Here is a 21,807-nt window from a genome sequence, read left to right on the forward strand (position 1 = left end):
CTAAATGCTGCATTGGCCCGAATGCAGCGCACCAAAAAAGCCCCGGCCATGTGGCCGGGGCTTTTCCAGTTTGAAAGAATAGCTCAGAAGAAGCAGCGGAAACAACGGGTTATTGCAGCACCACCTTGCGGGTCAGCACCTCGGCGCCGGCCTGCACGCGCAGCGTGTAGAGGCCTGCGGCCAGGCCACGGGTCGCCACGGTCTGCTCGCCGGTGCCGGCCAGGGGCTGGTGTTTCACCACTTGGCCCAGGGCGTTCAGCAGCGCGACCGTGCCGGTGCCGGCCGTACCGGTGGCCAGGTGAAACAGCAGCTCGCCGGTGGCACTGGGGTTGGGGTACACGGCGAGGGCGGTGCTAAGGCTGTTGCGGCTGCTCGACACCACCGAGGGAGTAATGGTGAACGTACCCGGTGTATCCGAAGCGCCAAAGCCGCTCACGGCCAGATAATAGCCTTGGCCCACCGTGAGGCCACTCACCGATACGGTGCCCAGGGCCGTGTTGGCTGTGCCGCTGCCTTCGCACTGCACCAGGTTGAACGGACCAGCCGAGCAGCTGGGGCTGGTGAAGATGCGCAAGGTGCCGGCAGGGGCGCCGGTCAGCGTCAGGGTCATGTTCGGGCCGGTGGGCGAGAAGGCAAACCACACGTCGCGGGGCAGGTTGCCGCCGCCGCAGGCCGGCGTGCTGATGCCGGCTTGGGTGCTGGTGCTGGCACCGCTGTTCGAAGACGTCGTGGTGACGCCGGTAATTAGCGCCACGGCGTTGCAGGGCTCGTCGTTGGGCGGGGTGGGCTGATTGAAGGTGAGGGTCTGGGTGTTGTTGCTGGCGTTGCCGTCGGGGTTGCCGTTGGGCAGGCTGGCCGTCACGCTCAGGGTGTTGGTGCCGCTCACGCTCACGTTGGCGCCCTGCGTGAAGCTGAGCTGCTGGCTGGCGCCGGTGGCCAGCGAAAGGCCCGTGAAGGTTTGCGACACGGGCGTGGCCCCGTTGAGGCTGTAGGCCAACGTTACGGAGGCCAGCGGGCCCACGCCGTTGTTGCGAATGGTGACGCGCACGGGGTTCACGCCCGGCACGGCCACGGCCGTGGGCGAGTCGATGCTCACGAGGGCCACGTCGTCGGTCACGGGCGCAAACTCGTAGGCGCCCAGGTCGGGCGGCGTGGAGCGCAGCACGCCCGCAAAGTCGCGCGGCACGCGGGCCAGCGCAACGCCAGCGCCGTTGAGCGGAGCGGTGGTAGGCTGCAGGTTGCCCTGGGCCAGGTTGGCGAAGCGGGGCTCGGCCTGCACGCTGTTCTGGTCGTAGGCGTTGCCGTTGGCGGTGCGCCAGTCCGAGAGGGCCGCGTAGTTGGTGGTGCCGTAGCGGCCCGTGAAGTAGAGCGCGCCGGTGCCCACGTACAGGTCGTTGTAGTTCGAGGTGATGGTCGAGGTCGTCGTCACAAAGTACAGCGCGTACTTGCTGCCCGTGCCGCCGGTGCGCGTCACGCTCACCAGGTTGTTGCGGAAGTCGATGCCCGTGGCCGCGCCGGTCTGGTAAAAGCCGTAGGTGGTTCGCGTGGTGCCCGGCCCGGCGTTGTCGAGCGAAAACGTGTTGTGGTAGTAGCGGGCGAAGTCGGAGCTGGTGTTGTAGATGCCGTACTCCGTGCCCGCGCCGTTGAAGTTGTAGACGAGGTTGTTCACTGCGTCGTTTTCGGCCCCGGCCGTACCGTCGCTGGTGAAATACAGGCCGTACGCCGCCGCCGTGTCGCTGGTGTTGCCCGTGAAGCTGTCGTGGATGCGGTTGCGTTCGATGGCCGTGCCCGCGCTGCCCACCAGGTACACGCCATAAAAGGTGCTCACGTTGACGCGGGTGCTGCGGTGAATGTTATTGCCGAGCAACTGGGCGCCCGACTGGTTTTCCACGTCCAGACCGTAGGCGTAGAAGTCGCGGATTTCGTTGCCCGTCACGCGCAGGCCGGTGGCACGGCTCGTGGTGCTCGTGCCCGTCACAATCACGCAGTAGTAGCCGCCGCTGAGCACGTTGTTCTCGATGCGCAGGTTGCGCGCATCGCCGGCCGAAGTGCCCGATGCCACGCCGCCGCTGGCCGCAATGGCGGCATCGGCCGTGGTCGAGGTGGCCGTGGCCGGGCCCATCACCACGCAGCTGGCCACGCGGTTGTTGTTGGCCGCGCCCACCAGCAGCACGCCGATGCCGTAGGTGGTGCCCGCCGAAGCGTCAATGGTCAGGTTTTGCAGGGTCACGTAGTCGGTGCCGTTCAGCAGCACGGCGGCCGGCTGAGCCGAGGTGCCGGTGTAGCGCAGGGTCTGCTTGCTGGCGCCGCCGTCCACCACAATGGTGTCGGTGGCGCTCACGCCCGTTACCTGGTCCAGCGAAAACTGCTCATTGTACGGCCCGTTCAGCACGTTGAAGCGCACACTGGCCGAGATGCCGCCCGAGTTGAGCGCCGCCGCCACTTCCGCAAAACTGGCGAAATTGGTGCCGCCCGTGGGCTGGCTTTTGTTGATGGTGTAGGTGCCGGCCATGGCCGTGTACAGCGTCAGCGTCTGGCTGTTGTTGCCGGGGTTGGCGTCGGTGCTGCCATTGGGCAGGCTGGCCGTCACGGCCAGCACGTTGGCGCCCGTCACGATGGTGGCCGGGGTGGTGAACGACACGGCGCGGGTGGTGCCGGGGGCCACGCCGCCGGTCAGGGTGAAGGTTTGGGCCACCGGCGTGCCCCCGTTCAGCGTGTACTCCAGCCGCACCGAGTTCAGGGCCACTGCGCCGTTGTTGCGAATCGTCACCGTCACGGGGCGGGCGCCGGGGGCCACGGGCGCCGTGGGCGAGTCGATGCTTTCCACCGCCACGTCGTTGCTGGCCGGCGTGAATTCGTAAGCGCCCAGGTCGGGGGCCGTGGTGCTGCGCAGGGCGTTGGCAAAATCGCGCGGCACCCGCGCCAGCGGCGTGGCCGTGCCGTTGAGGGGGCTGGCCGAGGGTACCAGGGTCGGGCTCACAAACTCGGGGTTTACCTGCACGCTGTTCTGGTCGTACGCGCCGCCGTTGGCGGTGCGCCAGTTGGCCAGAGTGGCGTAGTCGGTGGTGCCGTAGGTGCCGGTCACGTAGCCGGGGCCGCTGCCCACGTACAAGTCGTTGTAGTTCGAGGCGATGGTCGACGCGGTGGTGACGAACGCCAGGGCCGTTTTGTCGCCCGAGCCGCCGGTGCGCGTCACGCTTATCACGTTGTTGCGCAGCTCAATGCCCGTGGCCGAAGTTGTCTGATAGAAGCCGTAGGTGGTTTGGGTGGTGCCGGTGGCCGCCTGGTTGTCCAGCGAAATCGTGTTGTGGTAGTACCGAACGTAGTCAGCGCTGGTGTTGTAACAGCCGTATTCAGTCCCCGAGCCATTGAAGTTGTAGACGAGGTTGTTCACCACGTCATTTTCCGCGCCGGCCGTCGCATCGCCCGAGAAGTAGATGCCGTAGGCCGCTCCCGTGGCCGCCGTATTGCCCGTGAACGGGTCGTGAATGCGGTTACGCTCCACGGCCGCGCTGGCGGTGCCAAGCAGGTACACGCCGTAGAAGGCCCCCACGGTGGCGCGGGTGCTGCGGTGCACGTTGTTGTTGAGCACGCGGGGCGCGCTGGAATTCTCCACGTCGAGGCCGTAGACATAAAAGTCCCGGATTTCGTTGCCCGTTACCCGAATGCCCGTGGTGCGGGCCGTGGTGCTGGTGCCGGTCAGAATCAGGCAGTAGTAGCCGCCGCTGAGCACGTTGTTCTCGATGCGCAGGTTGTTGGCGTCGCCGGCCGAGCTGGCCGAGGTCACGGTGCCGCTGGCCGCAATGGCGGCGTTGGCCGTGGTCGAGGTAGCGCCGGTGGTGCCCATCACCACGCAGTTGGCCACGCGGTTGTTGTTGGCCGCGCCCACCAGGTGCACGCCGATGCCGTAGGTAGCCCCCGCCGCCACGTCCACGGTCAGGTTTTGCAGGGTTACGTAGTCGGTGCCGTTCAGCAGCACGGCGGCCGGCTGAGCCGAGGTGCCGGTGTAGCGCAGGGTTTGCTTGCTGGCGCCGCCGTCCACCACAATGGTGTCGGTGGCGCTCACGCCCATGACCTGGCCCAGCGAAAACTGCTCATTGTACGGCCCGTTCAGCACGTTGAAGCGCACACTGGCCGAAATGCCCGACGTGTTCAGGGCCGTAGCGGCCGCCGCAAAGCTGGCGAAGTTGGTGCCGCCCGTGGGCTGGTTTTTGTCGATGGTGTAGGTGCCGGCCAACTGTGCCATGGCAGTGGTTCCGGTCAGCAGCATCAGGCCCGCCGCCAGCCCGCCGAGGCGGAAAAGCGGACGGCTGGTTCTGGGCGTCATCGTTTGTTGTCGAGTAGCTCTACTCATAAGGAAAGAGAAAAGGGTGGAAGTATCGATAAGCGGCAGAAAGGAAGCGCGTTGCGGATTTTTTAAAATCCTCCTTCATAGTTACGCACTTATTGTCAAATCCTCAATTTAACCGGATTTTAATCTCATTTTAATAACCGTATGTTTGGCAATTGCGCTGGTGAGGTTTGCAACGTTTCCGCCTTCCGTCGAAAATCAACCGGCCCGGCACTGGTTTTTTTGCCAAAAATTCAATTGCAACACAATTTTGGCTTTGGCCATTTTTTGCCAATCCGGCAATTCGCCTGCTGTGCACGTCGTCTTTAGCCAGCCCCGGGCGCGCATCAAAAAAGGCCCCGGCTATGTAGCCGGGGCCTTCTCTCTAACGTGCGTATCAGGGCCGCTGCGGGCATCCTAATTGGATGCGGGCGCGGCTTACTCCTTCTCGAAACGCTGACGTGACGTGTTCACGCCGTCGCTGATGCTGATGTAGTAGAGGCCTTTGGGCAGCGCGGCGGTTTGCAGCGTGCCCTGGCCGTTGTAGCGGGCCTGGGTCATTTCGTGGCCGCTCATGTCATACACGCGCACGGCGTAGCGGGCGGCGTCGGTGCCGGCGGGCAGCGTCAGGCTCACGGCGTCGCGGCCGGGGTTGGGGTATACCGTGGTGGGGGCCACCGCGGCCGTCTGGCGCAGCACGCCGCTGGCCACGGCGAAGCTGGAGCGGGCGCCGCCGGCATCAAACACGGCGGTCATGCGGGTGGCCTGGCCCTGCGAGAACATGAACATGCACTTGTCGTCGGTATAGTCCATGTAGTTCATGAACATGTCGCCGCCCGTGGCAGCGTTGGTGCACGAGGACTTGCCGGCGGCCGGGCAGCCGTAGTTCTCGGCGCCCTGGTTGGGAGTATCGGCTACTTGGTCGGAGCCGGTGCAGGCGCCGCTGTCGTCGCCCCAGATGTGGCGCAGGTTCATCCAGTGGCCCACTTCGTGGGTGGCGGTGCGGCCCAGGTCGTAGGTGGTGGTGTAGGTGCCGGCGGGGTATTTGGCGCGGCTGCCGAAGGCCGAGTACAGAATCACGACGCCGTCGGTGGCGGTGGCGCCGCCGGGGAACTGAGCGTAGCCCAGCAGGCCCTGGCCCAGGTTGCACGACCACAGGTTGAGGTACTTGGTGGCGTCCCAGGCATCATCGCCGCCGCGTTTCGAGTTTTTCACCGCGTCGTTGGTGCTCCACGAGCGGGTTTTGGTGAACTTGTGGATGATGCCCCCCGGAGCCAGCACAAAGCGCACCGGCGCCGCGGCCGCCAGGCCCGAGTACGGATAGGTTTTGTTGGCGTCGGCGTTGAGCTTCTGGAAGTCTTCGTTCAGCACGGCAATCTGCGATTGCACCTGGGCGTCGCTGATGTTTTCGGCCGCGGCGTTGTAGAGCACGTGCACGACTACCGGAATGGTGACGGTGCCGCTGAGCGCCGACGAGGTGCCCGTGGTGGTACCGCCGGTAGTGCCTCCGCTGTTGCGTTGCTGGGCCGCCGCGCGGGCGGCCACAAAGCGCTGCGTCTGGGCTTCAATGGCTTCCATGCGGCGTGCCAGGGCAGGGTCGGCGGCCATTTGGGCCTGCAACACGTCGTTGGCGGCGCAGGAGCGACGCAGGATAACGGGCGTCACGTCATCATTAACGGATTGGGCGGCACGGGATGCTACGTTTTGCGCCAGCAACGTGCCTGCGCTGCCTAGAAGGGCCAGCGCGGAGAGGTAAGCCTTTTTCATGTAGTTGTGGAAAATAAGTGGTGGGAAAGGAGGTAAGAAAATGGTGACTTCGAATTGCCAAGCTAGGAATATTTTTTGGCAAGCCAACTGTTTTCCGTTAACAGTTCTTGAACGAATGTGCTGATTTGGCAACCATAACCATGAAAATACTAACTAAAAATTGAATCTATTGAAAAAGTATGCTCTTGGCGGCTTGTTTGGGCAGTTGGCCACAGTTGGGAGCAAGCGCCAAATTTTACACGTCCTCTCACCCAAAAAATGACAGCCCCGGCCGCTCATTCCGGAGAACAAGTGGCCGGGGCTGCCAGGGCAAAGGCTGGGGCAAACCGGTGGCCTAGAACAAGAAATCGAAGCCCACGAAAACCAGCTTCTCCTCCCCTATCGAGTAGGTGGCGTTGATGACGGCCTGCTTCAGGATGTCGACGTAGACGCCGCCGCCAAAGCCGCTGTGCAGGGCCGAGAGGCCGGAGCGGGTGTCGTTGTCGGAATACACGCGGCCGAAGTCGGCCAGGCCCAGAATGCCCAGCTTGCCCGGAAACAGGTAGGCGTTGAAGGACAGCAGCTGCAGGCGGGCTTCAAAGTTGCCGTAGACGCTGCTGCGGCCCGAGTAGCGGGTGCGGCGGTAGCCGCGCAGGTTGGTGGTGCCACCCAGCGTGTTGGCCTGGTAGAAGCGGTAGTCGCCCAGGTTATGCGCCACGCCAATGCGGCCGGCATAGGTGATTTGGAAGGGCAGGTTGGGCGTGAGGTAAGCCCGGATTTCGGAAGTCAGGCGGCCGTATTGCAGCTGCTCGCCATTGAGCTGGAAGTTGTACTGAAACTCGTTGTACCAGCGAATGCCAATGCGCGGGTTTTTGGGCGAGGAGCTGGCATCGAGGTTGAGGTAGAGCAGGCCGCCGAGGTACTGGTTGACCTGAAAGTCGGAGGCCCGGATGCCGAAGTGACGGTTTTCGTAGGTCACGTCGCCGCCGCGGGTCAGGCTGTCTTTGATGACCGAGCCAATGGGATCTTTTTCCACGCGGAACTGCTCGTAGCGCGGGCCCACGCCCAGCTTCAGGAAGCTGAACAGGTTGCGCTCCAGGGTAGGCGCCACGTTCAGGCTGTTGAAGCGCACGCGGTAGGCCGAGTTCACGGTGCGCACGGTCACGCGGCCGCGGTTGGAATCTTCGGTGGCTAGGTTGGCGGTGTTGTTGCCGATGCCGAAGAAGTTGTACAGAAGTTGCGGGCCGTAGTACTGCGCCGCAATGTGCAGGTCGTACTTGCCAAACATGCGCGTGAACTGCCCCGTGTACTTGAAGTTGTAGGCGTCGCGGGCCGGGGCGAAGTTGGCCACCAGGCTTTGCTCAGAAGAGAAGGGCTCGCGGCGGAAGCCGTAACGGCGGTGCGTGATGCCGCCGCCCAGCAGCAGGCCGTCGTCGATGTTGTAACCGAAAAACAAGGCCGGGCCGGTGTAGTTCAGGCGGTAGTCTTTCAGGTCGAAGCGCTTGGGGTGGTCGTAGCGGCTCACATCCACGCCGGGCTCTAGGCGCAGGCGCGCTTCCTTTCCGGCGTTGATGACGTTGCCGGTATCGGCGTCGTAAATCTGCGTTTTGTGCAGGAAGCCCCCCACGTGGCTCACGTCGCGGATGGTGTCGCGGTCGGTGCCGCCTATCACGCGCACCTTCACCGACTTGCTGGCGTCTCCCTTCACCAGGTAGGTGTCGTTGCCGCTGATGCCGTAGAGGCGCAGCTCGTCGGTGATGCCGTACTCCACGGTGCGGTCGAAGAGCACCTTGGTCACCTTGCCTTCCTTCGTGATTTTGCGCACCGTCACGTGCACGTTGCCGTTGGGCAGGCGGTCCACCACAAACTGCTCGTTTTTCTGGGTGCCGCGCACTTCCACAATGTCGGCCACCACGTCGGCGTATTTGGCGGCCACGTCGGGCAGCAGGTCGCGCCGGCTTTTCAGCTTGGCCATGATTTCCTTGGCGTGCAGGTCGTAAATCTCCTTGGGCCACTTGTCGCGGAAGGCTTTTTCAATCACCTCGTCCGTGAGGTGCTCCTTCATGTACTGGGCCTGGGCTACCCACTGCTCGCGGCTCACGCTGCTCAGAAAGGTGCGGTCGTTGCTGAGGGCCGTTTGGTTCAGGCCCTTATAGTCGGCGTAGTCGTAGCCAAAGTTCTGGAAGTTGCGCACCGCAAACTTGCGGCTGATGAGGAAGGGCAGCACACCGTCGCCTTTGAAGAAGGCAATGTCGCGGTCTTCGGGCACGGCCGTGAAGGTGCGGTCGCCGTCCTTGTCTTTCACCTCGGCCCAGCGCCACTGGTCCTCGTGCCGGTCCCAGTCGCCTATCCACATATCGAACAGGCGCGAGCGGGCAAAAGCCACGGCGTCAATCTTGTTGTCGTTGTCTTCGAGCAGACGCTCCAGCATCTTGTCTGTGCCCACCAAGTTTTTGGCGTAGCCCAGGCTGGCCACGTTGCTCTGGTCGTCCTTGGCGTCTTCCTCAATGGCAGCCGGCTTGTTCGAGAACGCGCTGTAGTACTGGCCCAGCAGAGGGTCCTGCGGAATGTACACCGGCTCGGGGTTGGTGTGCAGAATGCCGGCCGCCGTGCCCAGCGGCGGCAGCACAAACGAGGCATACGGGTGCTGGGCCGAAATCTGGTCCTGCAGAATGTCTTTGGCAAAGCCCGTGCGCAGGGCCTCGGGCAGCACCGCGGCGGGGTCTTTGTCGATGCCGCGCAGCGAGAAGTTGTGGCCGGCTTCGTTGCGCACTTTCAGCGAGGCGGTTTGCTTGCCGCCACCGGTTTTGTAGGGCACCAGGCCGCCTTTGTCGTTGGCCAGGTCCAGCAGGCGGAACTTCACGGGCGTGGCCCACTCCTTGCGGTAGTGCTCGCCCAGCAGCCAGTTGTGGAAGCCGCCGTGCTTGTTGTAGCCGGGGTTAATGGCCACCACCACGCTGCTGTCGCGGAAGTCGGGGCGCTTGGTGGGCACGGGCTGGGCCTGCACGTCCTGCTCGTTCTTTTTCTTCTGCTTTTCGAGGGGCGTCATCGGCGCGGGCGCAGTGGCGGCCACGCCCTGCGTGGTTTTGGCATACAGCGGCGTGCGGAACACGAGGCGGGCCTTGTCGCCGTTGCCCTGCGGGATGTAGTACTCGGTCCACACTTGGCCGTCGTCGTAGTAGTTCACGCAGGCCCAGCCCTTTTCCTTGTCCGAAAACAGGGCATCGCCGGCGCCGCCGGGCTTCACGTGCTGGGTTTTGCAGCCCGAGCCGCTCACGATGAGGTGGGTGGCGCCCTCCTTGAAGTATTGCAGGTTGTGCTCGTGCCCGGCCGCGTAAATGATGTTGGGGTACTTGTTGAAAATATCCATCAGGCCCTTCTTGTAGGCCTGGTAGGCCGGGTAAGCCAGGTCCTGGCTCACCCCACCGTATTTGCGGGCGAAGGGGTAGATGGACCCGATGATGGGCAGCGGCAGAAACGCGTACTTGTACACGATGCTGAGCGGAAAAATGTGGTCGCCCAGCGTGAAGTAGCCGCCGTGAATGCCGTCGGAGAACAGCGGGTGGTGGCCCACCACCATGATGTTTTTGTCCTTGTTGCGGGCAATGATGTCCTCCAGTTGAGCCATAAAGTCCGTCTCGTCCTCCACGCCGCAGCCGCCGTCGGCGCCGTAGGGCCGCTCGCTCTGCTTGGTCAGAAACCACTGCGAGTTGATGGTAATGAGCACCAAATCGTCCTGCAGGCGGATTTCGTAGGGGCCGGGGCAGCCGTTGCTGGGCGTAATGAAATCGCCGCTGTAGCCGAAAGCGGCAGAATCCTGGGCCATATAGTTTTCGGCGAAGCGCTGCTCGCGCAGCACCTGCTCCAGGCCGCCGGTGAGGCCCTGCTTCCAGTCGTGGTTGCCGGGTATCATGTACTTCTCGCCCTTGTAGTCGCGCAGCACGTCAATCTGGTCGGCTAGGCGGCGCTCGGCTTCTTTGCGGTCGTAGGCGCCTTCCTCGGGCATGCCGTACTCATACACGTTGTCGCCGAGGTAGATGGTGGTGCTCTTGGCGCCGGCTTCCATGATTTTTTTGCGCAGGAAGTTCAGCGAAGGCTCGCCGCCGTTTTCCTTGGCAATGGGCTTGCCCACGTCGCCAATCAGAAAAACAGTGTAGCGAATGCGGGTGCTATCGGGCGGGGTTTTGGTTTTCCAGTCGAGGCCGCCGCGGCGGTAATTGGGGCGCGAAACGTGGGGGTTTTGCGACGATTCGCCCTGGGCCAAAGCACGCGAATGAAACGCCAAAAGGGCGCCGAGCAGCAACAGCGCGGAGCGAAAGCGAAAAAATGGGGGCATAAAGCAGAAAAAGGGCCGAGCATCAAGGCTCGCCGCGGGGTACTGTTAAGGTAAACGAAGCGCCGGCTGCCCACGTACTGGCACGAACCTGCAGCCGGCGCGCTAGGGCCCGTTACGCAAAGCGCGGCCGTGCGGTTAGGCCGGGCTATTTAACTTACGCCCGGCGCTTCGCGTTGAAAGCCGGCGAGCCCGCCGGAATGAACCGGCCGCTGCTTCGCTAGTCATGAAAGAAAGTACCCCCGAAACCGTTGCCCCCGCCCCGGCAACGGACCCCGCCCCGCCCGAAGCCGCCCTCGCCGCCGAAGCCGCCGACAAGCCCGCCAAGGCCAAGGCCTCGCCCCTGGTGAAGGAGGCTCAAACCTACGTTTCCGACCTGTTTGCCCGGGAGCTGCAAGCCAAGCTCACTTACCACTCCCTGCGCCACACCGAGGCCGTGGTGAAGGAATGCCGCGTGCTGGCCCCGGCTGCCGGCCTCTCGCCCGAAGACACCGAGGCCCTGCTGCTGGCCGCCTGGTTTCACGACACCGGCTACCTCGACGTGTATGAGGGCCACGAGTTCCGCAGCATGGAGCGGGCCGGCGCCTGGCTGGCCGAGCACGGCGTGCCCGCCGGGCGGGTGCAGCTGATAAAGGACCTCATCAAAGTGACACACCGCGACTACGCGCCCGAAACCGAGCTGCAGCAGCTACTGGTGGACGCCGACATGAGCAACCTGGCGCGCGACGACTTCCGCAGCAGCGCCGAGCTGCTGCGCACCGAATGGGAGCTGGTGCTGGGCCAAACCTACTCCAACCCCGAGTGGGCCGAGCTGCAGCTCAACTTCATGCTGGAGCACAAGTACCACTCCGATGCGGGCAAGGAACGCTACAAAAAGGCCTTCAAAGACAACCTCGACGAGCAACGCGACGCCTTAAAAAAGACCGAGAAAAAGAAGAAAAAGAAGGCCAAGGAGAAGAACGAAACCTTCGCCGAGCCCAAGCGCGGCATCGAGACGATGTTTCGCACCATGTACTCGAACCACATGAAGCTGAGCGACATGGCCGATAAAAAAGCCAGCATGATGATTCAGCTCAATGCGGTGCTCATGTCGGTTATCATTACCTATTTGGGTGCCAAGATGGGCAAGGCCGGCGCCCTGGGCCCCATGATGAGCGGCAACCCCGTGCTGGGCATTCCGATGGGTATTCTGCTGGTCACGGCTCTGGGCTCGGTCATCACGGCCATCCTCTCGGCCCAGCCCGACGTGACGAGCTTTGCCTGGCTGAAGAAAAGCCCTCAGATTGCCACGAACCGCCGCGTCAATCTGCTGTTCTTCGGCCAGTTCACCAAGCTCAGCCTCGACAACTTCCAGGGCGGCATGCGCGAGCTGATGCGGCAGAAAGACATGCTCTACAACAACATGGTGACGGACATTTATTACCTGGGCGAGGTGCTCACTCGCAAATACCGCCTGCTGCGCACCAGCTACACCATCTTCATGGTGGGGCTGATTCTGACGGCGCTCTCGTTCGGCATCGCGCTGCTGTATAAGATGTAGGGGGCGGGGTTCGATTCGCTGCCTTGCTTTATCTTTGTAGAAGAAGCTTATTACCCGGGCCTGTAGCTTAACTGCATAAAGCAAGCCTCTCCTAAGGGCTAGAGTACAGGTTGGATTCCTGTCAGGCTCACGCACTTACACCCCGCACCTCATGCTCTAATCAGCTGAGCAGTGCGGGGTGTTCTGTTAATAAGCCGTGGTCGTATTCCCAATGGCAATTGGGACATAAGACCAGAATATTCGCCGGCCCGGACACATTTTGCACAGTCGTAGAATCCGGAAAGGAACTGATTGGTTGCTTATGGCAGTATTCTACATGCTTGTCATAACCGCACGCCTGGCACACGCGGGGACGGTGGGCATTGAGCAAGCGGGTGATGCTGTTCAAATAGCCGCGGTAGTAGCTGGGATGCTTGATGGCATCTTTGGCCTTGAGCTGCGCCACGGTTAATAGACGATAATCAGCCTTGCGTTTGCCGTGTGCTGCGCAAAACTGTCGGCTCGCGAGAACGAGAGTTTCGCAGGCGGCGCACTTGCGCGTCAGTTGTCGCTTGGGGGCCTGCTGGTTGGTATGAATGGCGGCGTGCGAGCGGGAACAGTATTTGGGGTTTGCTGTGCGGGCACCGCAATGCAGGCAGTTATTCATGCCCCAAATTACCGATTATTGCTCTCTCATCCGCACCCTTGCATGAAGAAGCCGAAGAACCTCCTGCCCCTGCTGCTCCTGGCCGCCGTATCGGCCGCTGCCCAAAAGCGCCCGGCTCAACCCGAAAACCTCGTGCAGTACGCGCACCCCCTGGTGGGCACGCAGAAGATGGGCCACACCTACCCCGGCGCCACCGTGCCCTTCGGCATGGTGCAGCTCTCGCCCGATACCGACACCCTCAGCTACGAGCTGAACGGCAAATACAACCCAGACATCTACAAGTACTGCGCGGGGTATAACTACGACGACAAAACCATCGTCGGCTTCAGCCACACGCACTTCAGCGGCACGGGGCATTCGGATTTGGGCGACTTCCTGCTCATGCCCACCACCGGCCCGCTGCAACTCAACCCCGGCACCGCCGACCGGCCCCAGAGCGGCTACCGCTCCTCCTTTTCGCACCAGAACGAGGTGGCCGAGCCCGCCTACTACCGGGTGAAGCTCGACGACCACAACATCCTCGCCGAGCTCACGGCCACCACCCGCGTGGGTTTCCACCAGTACACGTTTCCGGGCACCGAGCCGGCCCACGTCATCCTGGATATGATGGCCGGCATCTACAACTACCCCGACAAGAACGTGTGGAGCTACGTGCGCATCGAAAACGACTCGCTCGTGACCGGCTACCGCCAAACCACCGGCTGGGGCCGCACCCGCACCGAGTACTTCGCCATGCAGTTCTCGAAGCCCTTCAAGAGCTATGGCGCCCGCAAATACGACCCCAAGGAAGCCTACCGCGGCTTCTGGGGCCGCTTCGACCAAACCAAAAACTGGCCCGAGCAGGCCGGCCGCCAGCTGCGCCTCTACTTCGATTTCAGCACCGTGGCCGGCGAGAAAATCAAGGTCAAGTTTGCCCTCTCGCCCGTGAGCGCGGCCGGGGCGCTGGCCAACATGCGCGCCGAGCTGCCCGGCTGGAATTTCGACCAGACCCGCCGCGCCGGCCAGCAGCTCTGGCAGCAAGAGCTGAGCAAAATCACCATCCAGACGCCCAACCGGGCCGATAAGGAGAACTTCTACACGGCCCTCTACCACGCCTGCCTCAGCCCTACTGTGTACCAGGATGCCGACGGCCAGTACCGCGGCCTCGACCAGCAAACCCACCGCGCCGAGGGCTTCGTGAACTATACCACCTTCTCGCTCTGGGACACCTTTCGGGCCCTGCACCCGCTCTTCAACCTCATTCAGCCCAAGCGCAACGCCGACATGGTGCAATCCATGCTGGCCCACTACGACCAGAGCGCTGAGCACATGCTGCCCGTCTGGAGCCACCACGCCAACGAAAACTGGTGCATGAGCGGCTACCACAGTACCTCCGTGGTGGCCGATGCCGTGCTGAACGGCGCGGTGCCGCCCGCCCAGGCCGAGCGCGCCCTGGCCGCTTGCGTAGCCACCGCCCGCCACCGCTGGTACGATGGCTTGGCCGACTACATCGACCGCGGCTACGTTCCCAACGAGCGCAGCGGCACCTCCGTCTCCACCACCCTCGAATATGCCTACGACGACTGGTGCATCGCCCAACTCGCCCAGAAACTCGGCCACGCCGACCTCTACCAGGAGTTCAGCAAGCGCGCCACCAACTGGCAGAACGTGTTCGACCCGCGCGCCAACGCCATGCGCCCGCGCCTGGCTGACGGCAGCTTCCGCCCCAAGTTCGACGTGCTGAGCACCAACGGCCAGGGCTTCATCGAGGGCAACGCCTGGAACTACACCCTCGCCGTGCCCCACGACCCCGCCGGCCTCATTGCCCGCATGGGCGGCAACCCCCGCTTCGTGCCCCACCTCGATTCGCTCTTCACCATGCACCTGCCCGACTCGTTCTTCGCCGAAACCGAGGACATCACCCGCGAGGGCATCATCGGGGGCTACGTACACGGCAACGAGCCCGCCCACCACGCCGCATACCTCTACAACTACACCGACCAGCCCTGGAAAACCCAGGCCCAGGTCCGCAACATCCTCGCCCGCCAGTACCACCCCACCCCCGACGGCCTCGGCGGCAACGACGACTGCGGCCAGATGAGCGCCTGGTACCTCTTCTCAGCCCTCGGCTTCTACCCCGTCGCCCCCGGTTCGGGCCACTACGCCCTCGGCAGCCCCCTCGTGCACGGCGCCGTGCTACACCTCGAAAACGGCCAGTCCTTCACCATCCAGGTCAAAAACCAAAGTGCCAAAAACGTCTACGTGCAGCAAGTCACCCTCAACGGGCAGCGGCTGACGCAGCCGTTTCTGGCGCAGCAGGACGTGGCGAAAGGTGGTGTGCTGGTGTTTGTGATGGGCGCGCGGCCGGTGCGAAAAAATCAGGAGTTACGATGACATTGCATAGGAGTAATCACCAGCAAACCCACCACCGTCCTCTTGAAGAAGAACCATAAAATTATAATCAATTATAGCGCCGACTACAATCGCATCTACTGGATATCTTTTAATCAAATCCCTTAGCATATCTGACACCTCTGCTCTACTCTCACGAGAAAGGACTATATCTGTGAAGCTTCTTTCAGGAATCACAATAATCAATGTGAAAGCATTTAAGTTGCCTGTAGACACCTCTACATACCCTCGCATTAAGATATCCATCAAAGCAGAAACTGATTTAACTGTATCAAGGCGTTCTAAGAGTTTAACTTCAAAGCCTTGATAACCTATACCACGTTCTACGATAAAATCAGGAAATTCTTGATACGCCTTTATAATCAGGCCCCTCTTTTTGAGCCAATTGCCAATCACTTCTTCTACTACTTTGGGATTAGAAAAGTAAGTAGCTTGTCCCTGTGCAAAAGCTTCATTTACACGGGCAGGATTTGTGTAAGAATGTGAAATAAAAATTTTATGATTCTGCTTGCGTTCTACATCTGAAAGCACATTCTGTAGTTCTGTAACCGACTCTTTAGAGACTTTAGCACTTACATACTTATTGGCTTGCTCCACAAATTGAACAGAGGAATACATCCAAAATAGGTCAACGCCTGCTTCGCGATGAATTTCGCGAACTAGTTCTTGTCTCGGCCCTATCGTTTTGCCTTGCTCACGCCACCACCAATCTTCTTTGTTATCAGCAGTGATAAACAGAACCGTTTTGACTCCCTTATCCTTGGCATGAGTAATTATCTGACGCCAAATAATCAAGTCGCCAAATTTTCTTTGATATTTAAGTCCATCAAAGATAAAACTTGCATCGGCTGGATTCTTGCCTTTATCAGCATCTTTAAAACCAGGCGGGATTTTGTCGTCGAATCGGTTTTCTCCATCTAATACGAGTTGGTCTAGTTCGCTCTGGGTTACTGGCCCAATACCGACATTATCAGCTACTAATTCATCAATTCTTTTTCTAATAGGGTCGGATGATGAAATATCCAACTGTGATTCATGCGCCTTTCTAATAGCCTCGACTAATTGTTCACTAGCTTTATCCAATTCTTTTAATAAAGACTCACAGTCTACGCCTATGTCTCTTTTGTCTATCTGTAGGGTGTCGAATTTGCTTTTAACCTCGTTAATCAAATCATTTGTCGATGTCAAAACATCATCAACAGCTTTACGCTCATTCGCAATTACTGTAAGTCTGCCTCGCTGGAATTCAAGCGCTACATGATGAGGTATCCATAAGCGGTTTTTAACCTTTTCTAGGACACCGATGACCTCTTCCCGAGCAGAAACAGGTAGTTTATAAAGACTCAATAAAACATTTGTGTCTAATACAATTAGAGCTTCTTCCCATAGCTTGCTATATTCTTCTGATGTGGGCTGGTAATAGCCGATGAACTGATTTTTCATTCTGAGTCAATTTAATAGATGTACCTAAACCCGCCCGCTCCCCAACCGAAAGCGGGCGGCTTCATTTCCACTCCTTCCGAAACTTACGCCGCGGCCGGTTTCTCCTTGCCGCTGCCGCTGCCGCCGCCGGAGTTGAGTATCTTGCGGGCCTGCGTGTAGCCGTCGTAGAGCGGGCGGTCGAGCAGCTTGAAGGCTTTCATGTCCTCGTCGAGGGTGCGGAGTTCGTCCATCAGGTCGGCGAGCAGGTCTTCCAGGGCCGCGCCCGAGAGGGTGCGCTCGCTGATGGTTTTGCGCACGGCCGGCTGGGCGGTACGGAAAGTGTCGAGGGCATCGGTCAGCGGCTTCAGGGCCTTGGGCGTGAGGCCCTGCTTGGCCAGCTCGGGGGCTACGTCGGGGCGGGCGGCGCTGGCCAGCACTGCCCCTACTACCGAAATAAACGGCACCGGGCGTAGCTTGCGGAGCTGCTTGCTGCCCAGCGTCACGGCGGCTTGCAGGTCGGCATCGCCGAGGCGCACCGCCACCCGGCCGAGGGGGCCGAGCAGGGCGGGCAGCAGGTCGAACACTGTTTTCTGAGCGGCTTGGGTGGCGGCCGTCAGGTCTTCGGTGCGGCGGGCGGTGCCGCCGCGCGCCTGGGCCACCTGCGCATACAGGGTTTGCACGTCGGCGGCCTGCTGGGTGGCTACTTCGCTGGCGGCCAGGTCGGCCGCGTGGTCGGCCAAATACGCGGCCACCCGCCCGCACATAGCGAGCTGGTCCTCTTTGTACTGTTCCATCGAGACATTGGGTAGAAATGCAATGGAGGCGCTCCATCGGGCGGCGCAAGCGGTTCTTGCGGCCGCCAAGGTAGCGGGAATTTCCGAGGCAGCAATGCGCCGTTCGGGCCCGGCGCGGGTGGCCCAATGGCCGGCCCCGTTCCCACCACTACCGGTTGCGTTTCAACGGCTTCCGGCTCCGCTGCAACCGTTTCCGGCCGCGGTTCCACCATCTCCGGCCGCGCCCAAACGCCTCCCGGCCTTGCTTCAACCGTCCCCGGCCCCGCTCCTCCCCTTCCCGGCAGCGGCCAAACGGCTTCCGGCATCGCTCCAACGGCCCCCGGGGGCGCCCAAACACGTCCCGGCCACGGTGCAACCGCTACCGGAACGGACCCCGCCGCCGCCTGCTAGCTTTGCCGCCACCGCGCCGCCGGCCCGCACCGGTGCCACGCAGGCCGGGCGGCCCGCCCACAAGGCCTTGCGCACCAGCCGAGCCCGCATCGCCGGCGAAGGCCGGCCGGTGGCTTTTGCATACCCCCGAAACCCTTCTGCTCATCATGCTCCTCGCCACCCTCCGCACCCTCTTCGCCCGCGACCTGGACAAGCTACAACAGGAAATCGAAGCCTACGAAACCGAAGAAGCTCTGTGGCGCACCGCCCCGGGCATCAGCAACTCGGCCGGCAACCTGTGCCTGCACCTCATTGGCAACCTCAACACCTACATCGGCGCCGAGCTGGGCCGCACCGGCTACGTCCGAAACCGGGAGTTGGAGTTCTCCCTGCGCGACGTTCCGCGCGCCGAACTGGTGGCCAGCGTCGAAGCAACGCGGGCCGTGGTAGAGGCCGCCCTCGCCCGGCTGAGCGAGGAGCAGCTGCACCAGCAGTACCCCGTCGTGGTATTCGAAAGCGAGATGACCACCGGGTATTTCCTGGTTCACCTCGCCACTCACCTCGCTTACCACCTGGGCCAAATCAACTACCACCGCCGGTTGGTAGGCGCCTAAGTCCGGCCCGCCCGCCCGCGTGCACGGGGCCGCTACTCGTTCAAGCCCTTCCCGGCCAGAATGCCCGGCGTGCATTTCTCTACCCGTGCCGCCCGCGTTTGGGCCTGTTTGGCCGCCGCAAAATGCAGCAAGTAGGCCCGCTGCCGCCCGGGCGTCAGGGCCGCGAATGCGGCCTGCAGGGCCGGCATTTCGTCCAGCTTCTGTTGGAATTCTGCCGGCACGCCGTAGTCCTCACTCGGCTTGAAAGCCACTTTTTGTCCCGTCTTTTCTATATCAATGGCCTCCCGCACGTAGGCCGCCACCACGGCCTCCCGTTCCTTCACCTCCCGCGGGCTGGCAAACCGCAGCTGGCGCTGCGCCTGCGTGTTCTCCGTTTGCTGAATCAGCAGGCCCTGCGGGTCTTTCAACAAGGCCCCCTTGAGAAACAACACCGCGCAATACTCCTTAAATGCGTGAATGATGCAGACGTTTCGCCCCTGCAGCGTGTAGCAGGGCACGCCCCACTTCAACTCTTCGGTGAGCCCGGTGGCCAGCACAATCGCGCGCAAATGCGCGAGTTCTTCGAGCCACTTGTGGTTTTTGCTGAAATAAAAATCAACGGCGGGGTTCATGACATTATTTGTTTGACTTGTGCGAAATGGCCATCCACCGCGTGCTTTCTCAACCAGAGCCAGCGCTAAAATAAAGCCGTCTTTCGAATAAGCCACCCCGTCCACCCAAGCGGCCTCCTGCCCTACAGGCCAGGGCCCTGGCCGTCGAAACTGGCAGCGTCGAGTAAGTGGCCTAGCCATCGGTTTCGTGCCCACGGCTGCCAAATCCCGGCCGCCCCTCGCAGGTTTTTTGGCCCGAGTGCCGCCAATGCCGCTAGCCATGCTTTCTTCGCAAAGTGTAATTTTTGCCTGGCTCGTCACCCGGCGAGGCAGCAGCCTGGCCCAAAATCTGCTTATCTGTTACCCAAGCCACCCCGGCGGCCATATATCCTTTTCCAATTACGCCAGCAACCTTTGCGCACCGGCCGGCCACGTCTTAATTCGCACTCTCTTCGCGTGGTGCGGCCACTCATTCGCCGGTTCTTTTCAGCTATTCACCCTAAAAAATTCCATTTTGGTTAGGGTTTTCAATTCAAACCCCTACCTTTCTAACCTGGAAAGTCGTTTGCCCACGGCTCGGCTTTCTTTTCTATCCTCTTTGCACTCTCCCACCGTGTCCATCGAACTAGAACTGCCAGCCCCGCTGGCTCCCGCCCCCCAAACGATTCCGGCCCGCACCGCCTACGACCACGTCGTGCTGCCCGGCGATTTCCCCGACCCCACCATCACCAAAATCGGCGATACGTACTGGGCCAGCGCCACCTCGGCCGAGTGGGGCGCCATCTTCCCCCTCTTCTCCTCCAAGAACCTCCTCGACTGGGAGCTGGTGGGCCACGTCTTCCCCGACCGGCAGCCCGACTGGGCCAGCTCCAACTTCTGGGCGCCCGAGTTTCACCACGAAAACGGCCGCACCTATATGTACTACACCGCCCGCAGCAAGCAGGGCGGCATGCTGTGCGTGGCCGTGGCCAGCGCCGACCGCCCCGAAGGCCCTTACCGCGACCACGGCCCCCTTGTGGGCCAGGAAGCCGGCTCCATCGACGGCTTTGCGATGCCCGATGAAAACGGCGACCTCTACCTCGTCTGGAAAGAAGACGGCAACTCCTGCCAGCAGGACACCCCCATCTGGGCCCAGCGCCTCAACGACGAGCGCACCGCCCTCATCGGCGAAGCCACCGAACTATTTGCCAACGACGCCAAGTGGGAAGGCCCCCTCGTGGAAGGCTCGGCGCTGGTGCGCCACAACGGCTGGTTCTACCACTTTTTTGCGGGCAATAGCTGCTGCGGCAAGGGCTGCAACTACGCCACCGGCGTGGCCCGCTCCCGCTCCCTGCTGGGCCCGTGGGAAAAGCACGAGCAAAACCCCATCCTCGACCGCAACGACGTGTGGAAGTGCCCCGGCCACGGCACCGTGACCGAAATGGACGGCCGCTGGTTCTTGCTGCACCACGCCTACCTGGCCGACAGCCACGAGTTTGTGGGCCGCCAGGGCCTGCTCTCCGAGTTCACTTGGAACGAGCAGGAGTGGCCCGAGTTTGTGAACCGCAGCCCCCAGGCCGCCCCCCTCACCGACGTGGCCCGCCTGAACGTGGCCGACGAGTTTGAGGGCGACCGGCTGGGCCTGGAGTGGCAGTGGCCCATCAGCGCCCCCAAGCCCGCCACCGAGCTGCGCGGCGGCCAGTTGCACCTCGCTGCTGGCGCCTCGCGCCTGGGCAACTTGGTGGCCCGCCGCACCCACGTGGCTACCTACAAGGCCGCCACCACCCTCGACTTCGCCAGCCTGCCCGCCGACACCTACGCCGGCATTGCCGCCGTGGGCGACCCCTACAACGCCCTGGCCCTCATGGCCGGCAACGGCCAAGTGCAAATCTGGCACGTGAAGAGCGGCCTGCAGCAGTGCCTCGCTCAGGTGTTCCTGGACGAGCCCTGCGACACGCTCAGCCTGCGCCTCGAAGTGTGGGGCGGCCAGCGCTACCGCTTCGCCTTCAGCACCGACGGCGCCACCTGGCAGCCCCTGCCCACCGAAAGCTTCTCGCTCAACGGCACCTACCTCCCGCCTTGGGACCGGGGCGTGCGCGTGGCCCTGGTGGCCCAGGGCGCCGAAGGCAACACGGCGGCGTTCAACAATTTGATTATCCGCAATAAGCGGTAGGCAACCATGCCATGCAAAAAGCCAGGCTGTCCTCACGGACGGCCGGGCTTTTTCGTGTGCATGAACAACATATTGCGTCTCTACCCCCGCCCTGAAACAGCAACGCCCGGCACATCAGTACCAGGCGTTGCTCTTGATTCAGGAAGCTGCTACTAGCGGCGGTGCTTCTTCGACTTGCTTTTCGACTTATAAGGCGTGATTTTCTTCGAGGAAGACTTGTGCGAAGTGCTTTTCTTGGCAGAAGCCTTGGCCTTGCTGCTCTTGCTCTTCGACTTGCTGGACTTGGCGTGCGACTCCGACGTGGCTTTGTGCTTGGATTTGCTTGACTTGCTCTTGCTGCTCGACGACGACTTGTGCGACTTCGACTTGCTCGACTTGCTCGACTTGCTGCTGTGCGACGACGACTTGTGCGATTTCGACTTGCTGCTGTGGCTGCGCGAAGAGTGGCGGGCGGCGCGGCGGGCTTCGGCGCGGGCCTCGGCCCGGGCTTCTTCGCGGGCTTCTTCGCGGCGGGCGGCGGCGCGGCGGGCGGCCAGGGCCTCGGCGTGGCGGGCCTCGTAGCTGCGGGCGGTGCGGGCCGTGAGGGCGGCTTCTTCGCCGGCTTCCTCGTTGTGGGCAGTGGCGTCGTTTTCGGGCGAGGCGGTGCTTTCGTCGGCGGCGGCTTTGGGGGCTTCGGCCACTATTTTCTTCCGGCGCACCGGCATCAGAAAATCACGTTCGGCGCGTTCGCGCAGGCTCAGGTTTTCCTCACCGGGAAGCTTCGTGACGGGGGTTTGAACGCCATTTTGGGCTTGGGCGCTGCCCCACGTGAGCAGCAGCGAAAGGAAGACAAATAGGTGTTTCATAAACGAATAACGTAATTTCAACAGAAGACAAAGCT

The 21,807-nt window shown here is 61.9% G+C and carries 12 protein-coding genes and 1 tRNA gene; 5 read left to right on the forward strand and 8 right to left on the reverse strand.

The annotated features are described in order from the left end of the window. Positions 1-109: 109 nt before the first annotated feature. The 3 genes from MUN81_RS21025 to MUN81_RS21035 form a co-directional block, all read right to left on the reverse strand. Positions 110-4,354, reverse strand: coding sequence for a CARDB domain-containing protein (locus MUN81_RS21025; protein ID WP_245114033.1), 4,245 nt, complete (start codon positions 4,352-4,354; stop codon positions 110-112). Positions 4,355-4,768: 414 nt separating this feature from the next. Further along, positions 4,769-6,097 (reverse strand): M43 family zinc metalloprotease, encoded by a 1,329-nt coding sequence (locus MUN81_RS21030; protein WP_245114034.1) that lies wholly within the window; start codon positions 6,095-6,097, stop codon positions 4,769-4,771. A gap of 334 nt (positions 6,098-6,431) precedes the next feature. Next, on the reverse strand, positions 6,432-10,412 hold the full coding sequence (locus tag MUN81_RS21035; protein ID WP_245114035.1) for a metallophosphoesterase: 3,981 nt from the start codon (positions 10,410-10,412) through the stop codon (positions 6,432-6,434). Between the two features lie 223 nt (positions 10,413-10,635). On the opposite strand from MUN81_RS21035, the gene MUN81_RS21040 reads away from it, so the two are divergent. Continuing rightward, positions 10,636-11,949, forward strand: a complete 1,314-nt coding sequence (locus MUN81_RS21040) for a Pycsar system effector family protein (protein WP_245114036.1) — start codon at positions 10,636-10,638, stop codon at positions 11,947-11,949. Between the two features lie 56 nt (positions 11,950-12,005). Then, positions 12,006-12,079 (forward strand) — tRNA-Arg (locus tag MUN81_RS21045). Between the two features lie 30 nt (positions 12,080-12,109). Here MUN81_RS21045 and MUN81_RS21050 read toward each other — a convergent pair. Then, a complete protein-coding gene (locus MUN81_RS21050) occupies positions 12,110-12,595 on the reverse strand; it encodes an HNH endonuclease (protein WP_245114037.1) in 486 nt (161 codons plus the stop codon). A gap of 42 nt (positions 12,596-12,637) precedes the next feature. Here MUN81_RS21050 and MUN81_RS21055 point away from each other — a divergent pair, with 42 nt between their 5' ends. After that, positions 12,638-14,968 carry a GH92 family glycosyl hydrolase gene (locus tag MUN81_RS21055; protein ID WP_245114038.1) on the forward strand — a complete coding sequence of 777 codons (2,331 nt, stop codon included), beginning with the start codon at positions 12,638-12,640 and terminating at the stop codon, positions 14,966-14,968. On the opposite strand, the gene MUN81_RS21060 is transcribed toward MUN81_RS21055, so the two are convergent. Together MUN81_RS21060 and MUN81_RS21065 are read right to left on the reverse strand one after the other, a co-directional pair. Further along, on the reverse strand, positions 14,960-16,429 hold the full coding sequence (locus MUN81_RS21060) for a PIN-like domain-containing protein (RefSeq protein WP_245114039.1): 1,470 nt from the start codon (positions 16,427-16,429) through the stop codon (positions 14,960-14,962). The two genes, MUN81_RS21055 and MUN81_RS21060, sit on opposite strands and share 9 nt — an antisense overlap. An 83-nt stretch (positions 16,430-16,512) precedes the next feature. Next, a complete protein-coding gene (locus MUN81_RS21065; RefSeq protein ID WP_245114040.1) occupies positions 16,513-17,202 on the reverse strand; it encodes a hypothetical protein in 690 nt (229 codons plus the stop codon). Between the two features lie 536 nt (positions 17,203-17,738). On the opposite strand from MUN81_RS21065, the gene MUN81_RS21070 reads away from it, so the two are divergent. Beyond that, the gene (locus tag MUN81_RS21070) at positions 17,739-18,185 is read left to right on the forward strand and encodes a DinB family protein (protein ID WP_245114041.1); all 447 of its coding nucleotides are present in this window, start codon (positions 17,739-17,741) and stop codon (positions 18,183-18,185) included. A gap of 32 nt (positions 18,186-18,217) precedes the next feature. On the opposite strand, the gene MUN81_RS21075 is transcribed toward MUN81_RS21070, so the two are convergent. Further along, positions 18,218-18,796 carry a DUF1801 domain-containing protein gene (locus MUN81_RS21075; RefSeq protein ID WP_245114042.1) on the reverse strand — a complete coding sequence of 193 codons (579 nt, stop codon included), beginning with the start codon at positions 18,794-18,796 and terminating at the stop codon, positions 18,218-18,220. Between the two features lie 592 nt (positions 18,797-19,388). On the opposite strand from MUN81_RS21075, the gene MUN81_RS21080 reads away from it, so the two are divergent. Continuing rightward, a complete protein-coding gene (locus tag MUN81_RS21080) occupies positions 19,389-20,927 on the forward strand; it encodes a family 43 glycosylhydrolase (RefSeq protein ID WP_245114043.1) in 1,539 nt (512 codons plus the stop codon). Positions 20,928-21,079: 152 nt separating this feature from the next. On the opposite strand, the gene MUN81_RS21085 is transcribed toward MUN81_RS21080, so the two are convergent. Then, a complete protein-coding gene (locus MUN81_RS21085; RefSeq protein ID WP_245114044.1) occupies positions 21,080-21,772 on the reverse strand; it encodes a hypothetical protein in 693 nt (230 codons plus the stop codon). Between the last annotated feature and the right edge of the window lie 35 nt (positions 21,773-21,807).

This window comes from Hymenobacter sp. 5317J-9 (assembly GCF_022921075.1).
GTDB lineage: Bacteria > Bacteroidota > Bacteroidia > Cytophagales > Hymenobacteraceae > Hymenobacter.

Bases quoted from the DNA above. Each gene is read 5' to 3' on its own strand.
- MUN81_RS21055 (WP_245114038.1), top strand. From the start codon at position 12,638: ATGAAGAAGCCGAAGAACCTCCTGCCCCTGCTGCTCCTGGCCGCCGTA.
- MUN81_RS21035 (WP_245114035.1), bottom strand. From the start codon at position 10,412: ATGCCCCCATTTTTTCGCTTTCGCTCCGCGCTGTTGCTGCTCGGCGCC.
- MUN81_RS21060 (WP_245114039.1), bottom strand. From the start codon at position 16,429: ATGAAAAATCAGTTCATCGGCTATTACCAGCCCACATCAGAAGAATAT.
- MUN81_RS21070 (WP_245114041.1), top strand. From the start codon at position 17,739: ATGCTCCTCGCCACCCTCCGCACCCTCTTCGCCCGCGACCTGGACAAG.
- MUN81_RS21025 (WP_245114033.1), bottom strand. From the start codon at position 4,354: ATGAGTAGAGCTACTCGACAACAAACGATGACGCCCAGAACCAGCCGT.
- MUN81_RS21040 (WP_245114036.1), top strand. From the start codon at position 10,636: ATGAAAGAAAGTACCCCCGAAACCGTTGCCCCCGCCCCGGCAACGGAC.
- MUN81_RS21065 (WP_245114040.1), bottom strand. From the start codon at position 17,202: ATGGAACAGTACAAAGAGGACCAGCTCGCTATGTGCGGGCGGGTGGCC.
- MUN81_RS21030 (WP_245114034.1), bottom strand. From the start codon at position 6,097: ATGAAAAAGGCTTACCTCTCCGCGCTGGCCCTTCTAGGCAGCGCAGGC.
- MUN81_RS21050 (WP_245114037.1), bottom strand. From the start codon at position 12,595: ATGAATAACTGCCTGCATTGCGGTGCCCGCACAGCAAACCCCAAATAC.
- MUN81_RS21085 (WP_245114044.1), bottom strand. From the start codon at position 21,772: ATGAAACACCTATTTGTCTTCCTTTCGCTGCTGCTCACGTGGGGCAGC.
- MUN81_RS21075 (WP_245114042.1), bottom strand. From the start codon at position 18,796: ATGAACCCCGCCGTTGATTTTTATTTCAGCAAAAACCACAAGTGGCTC.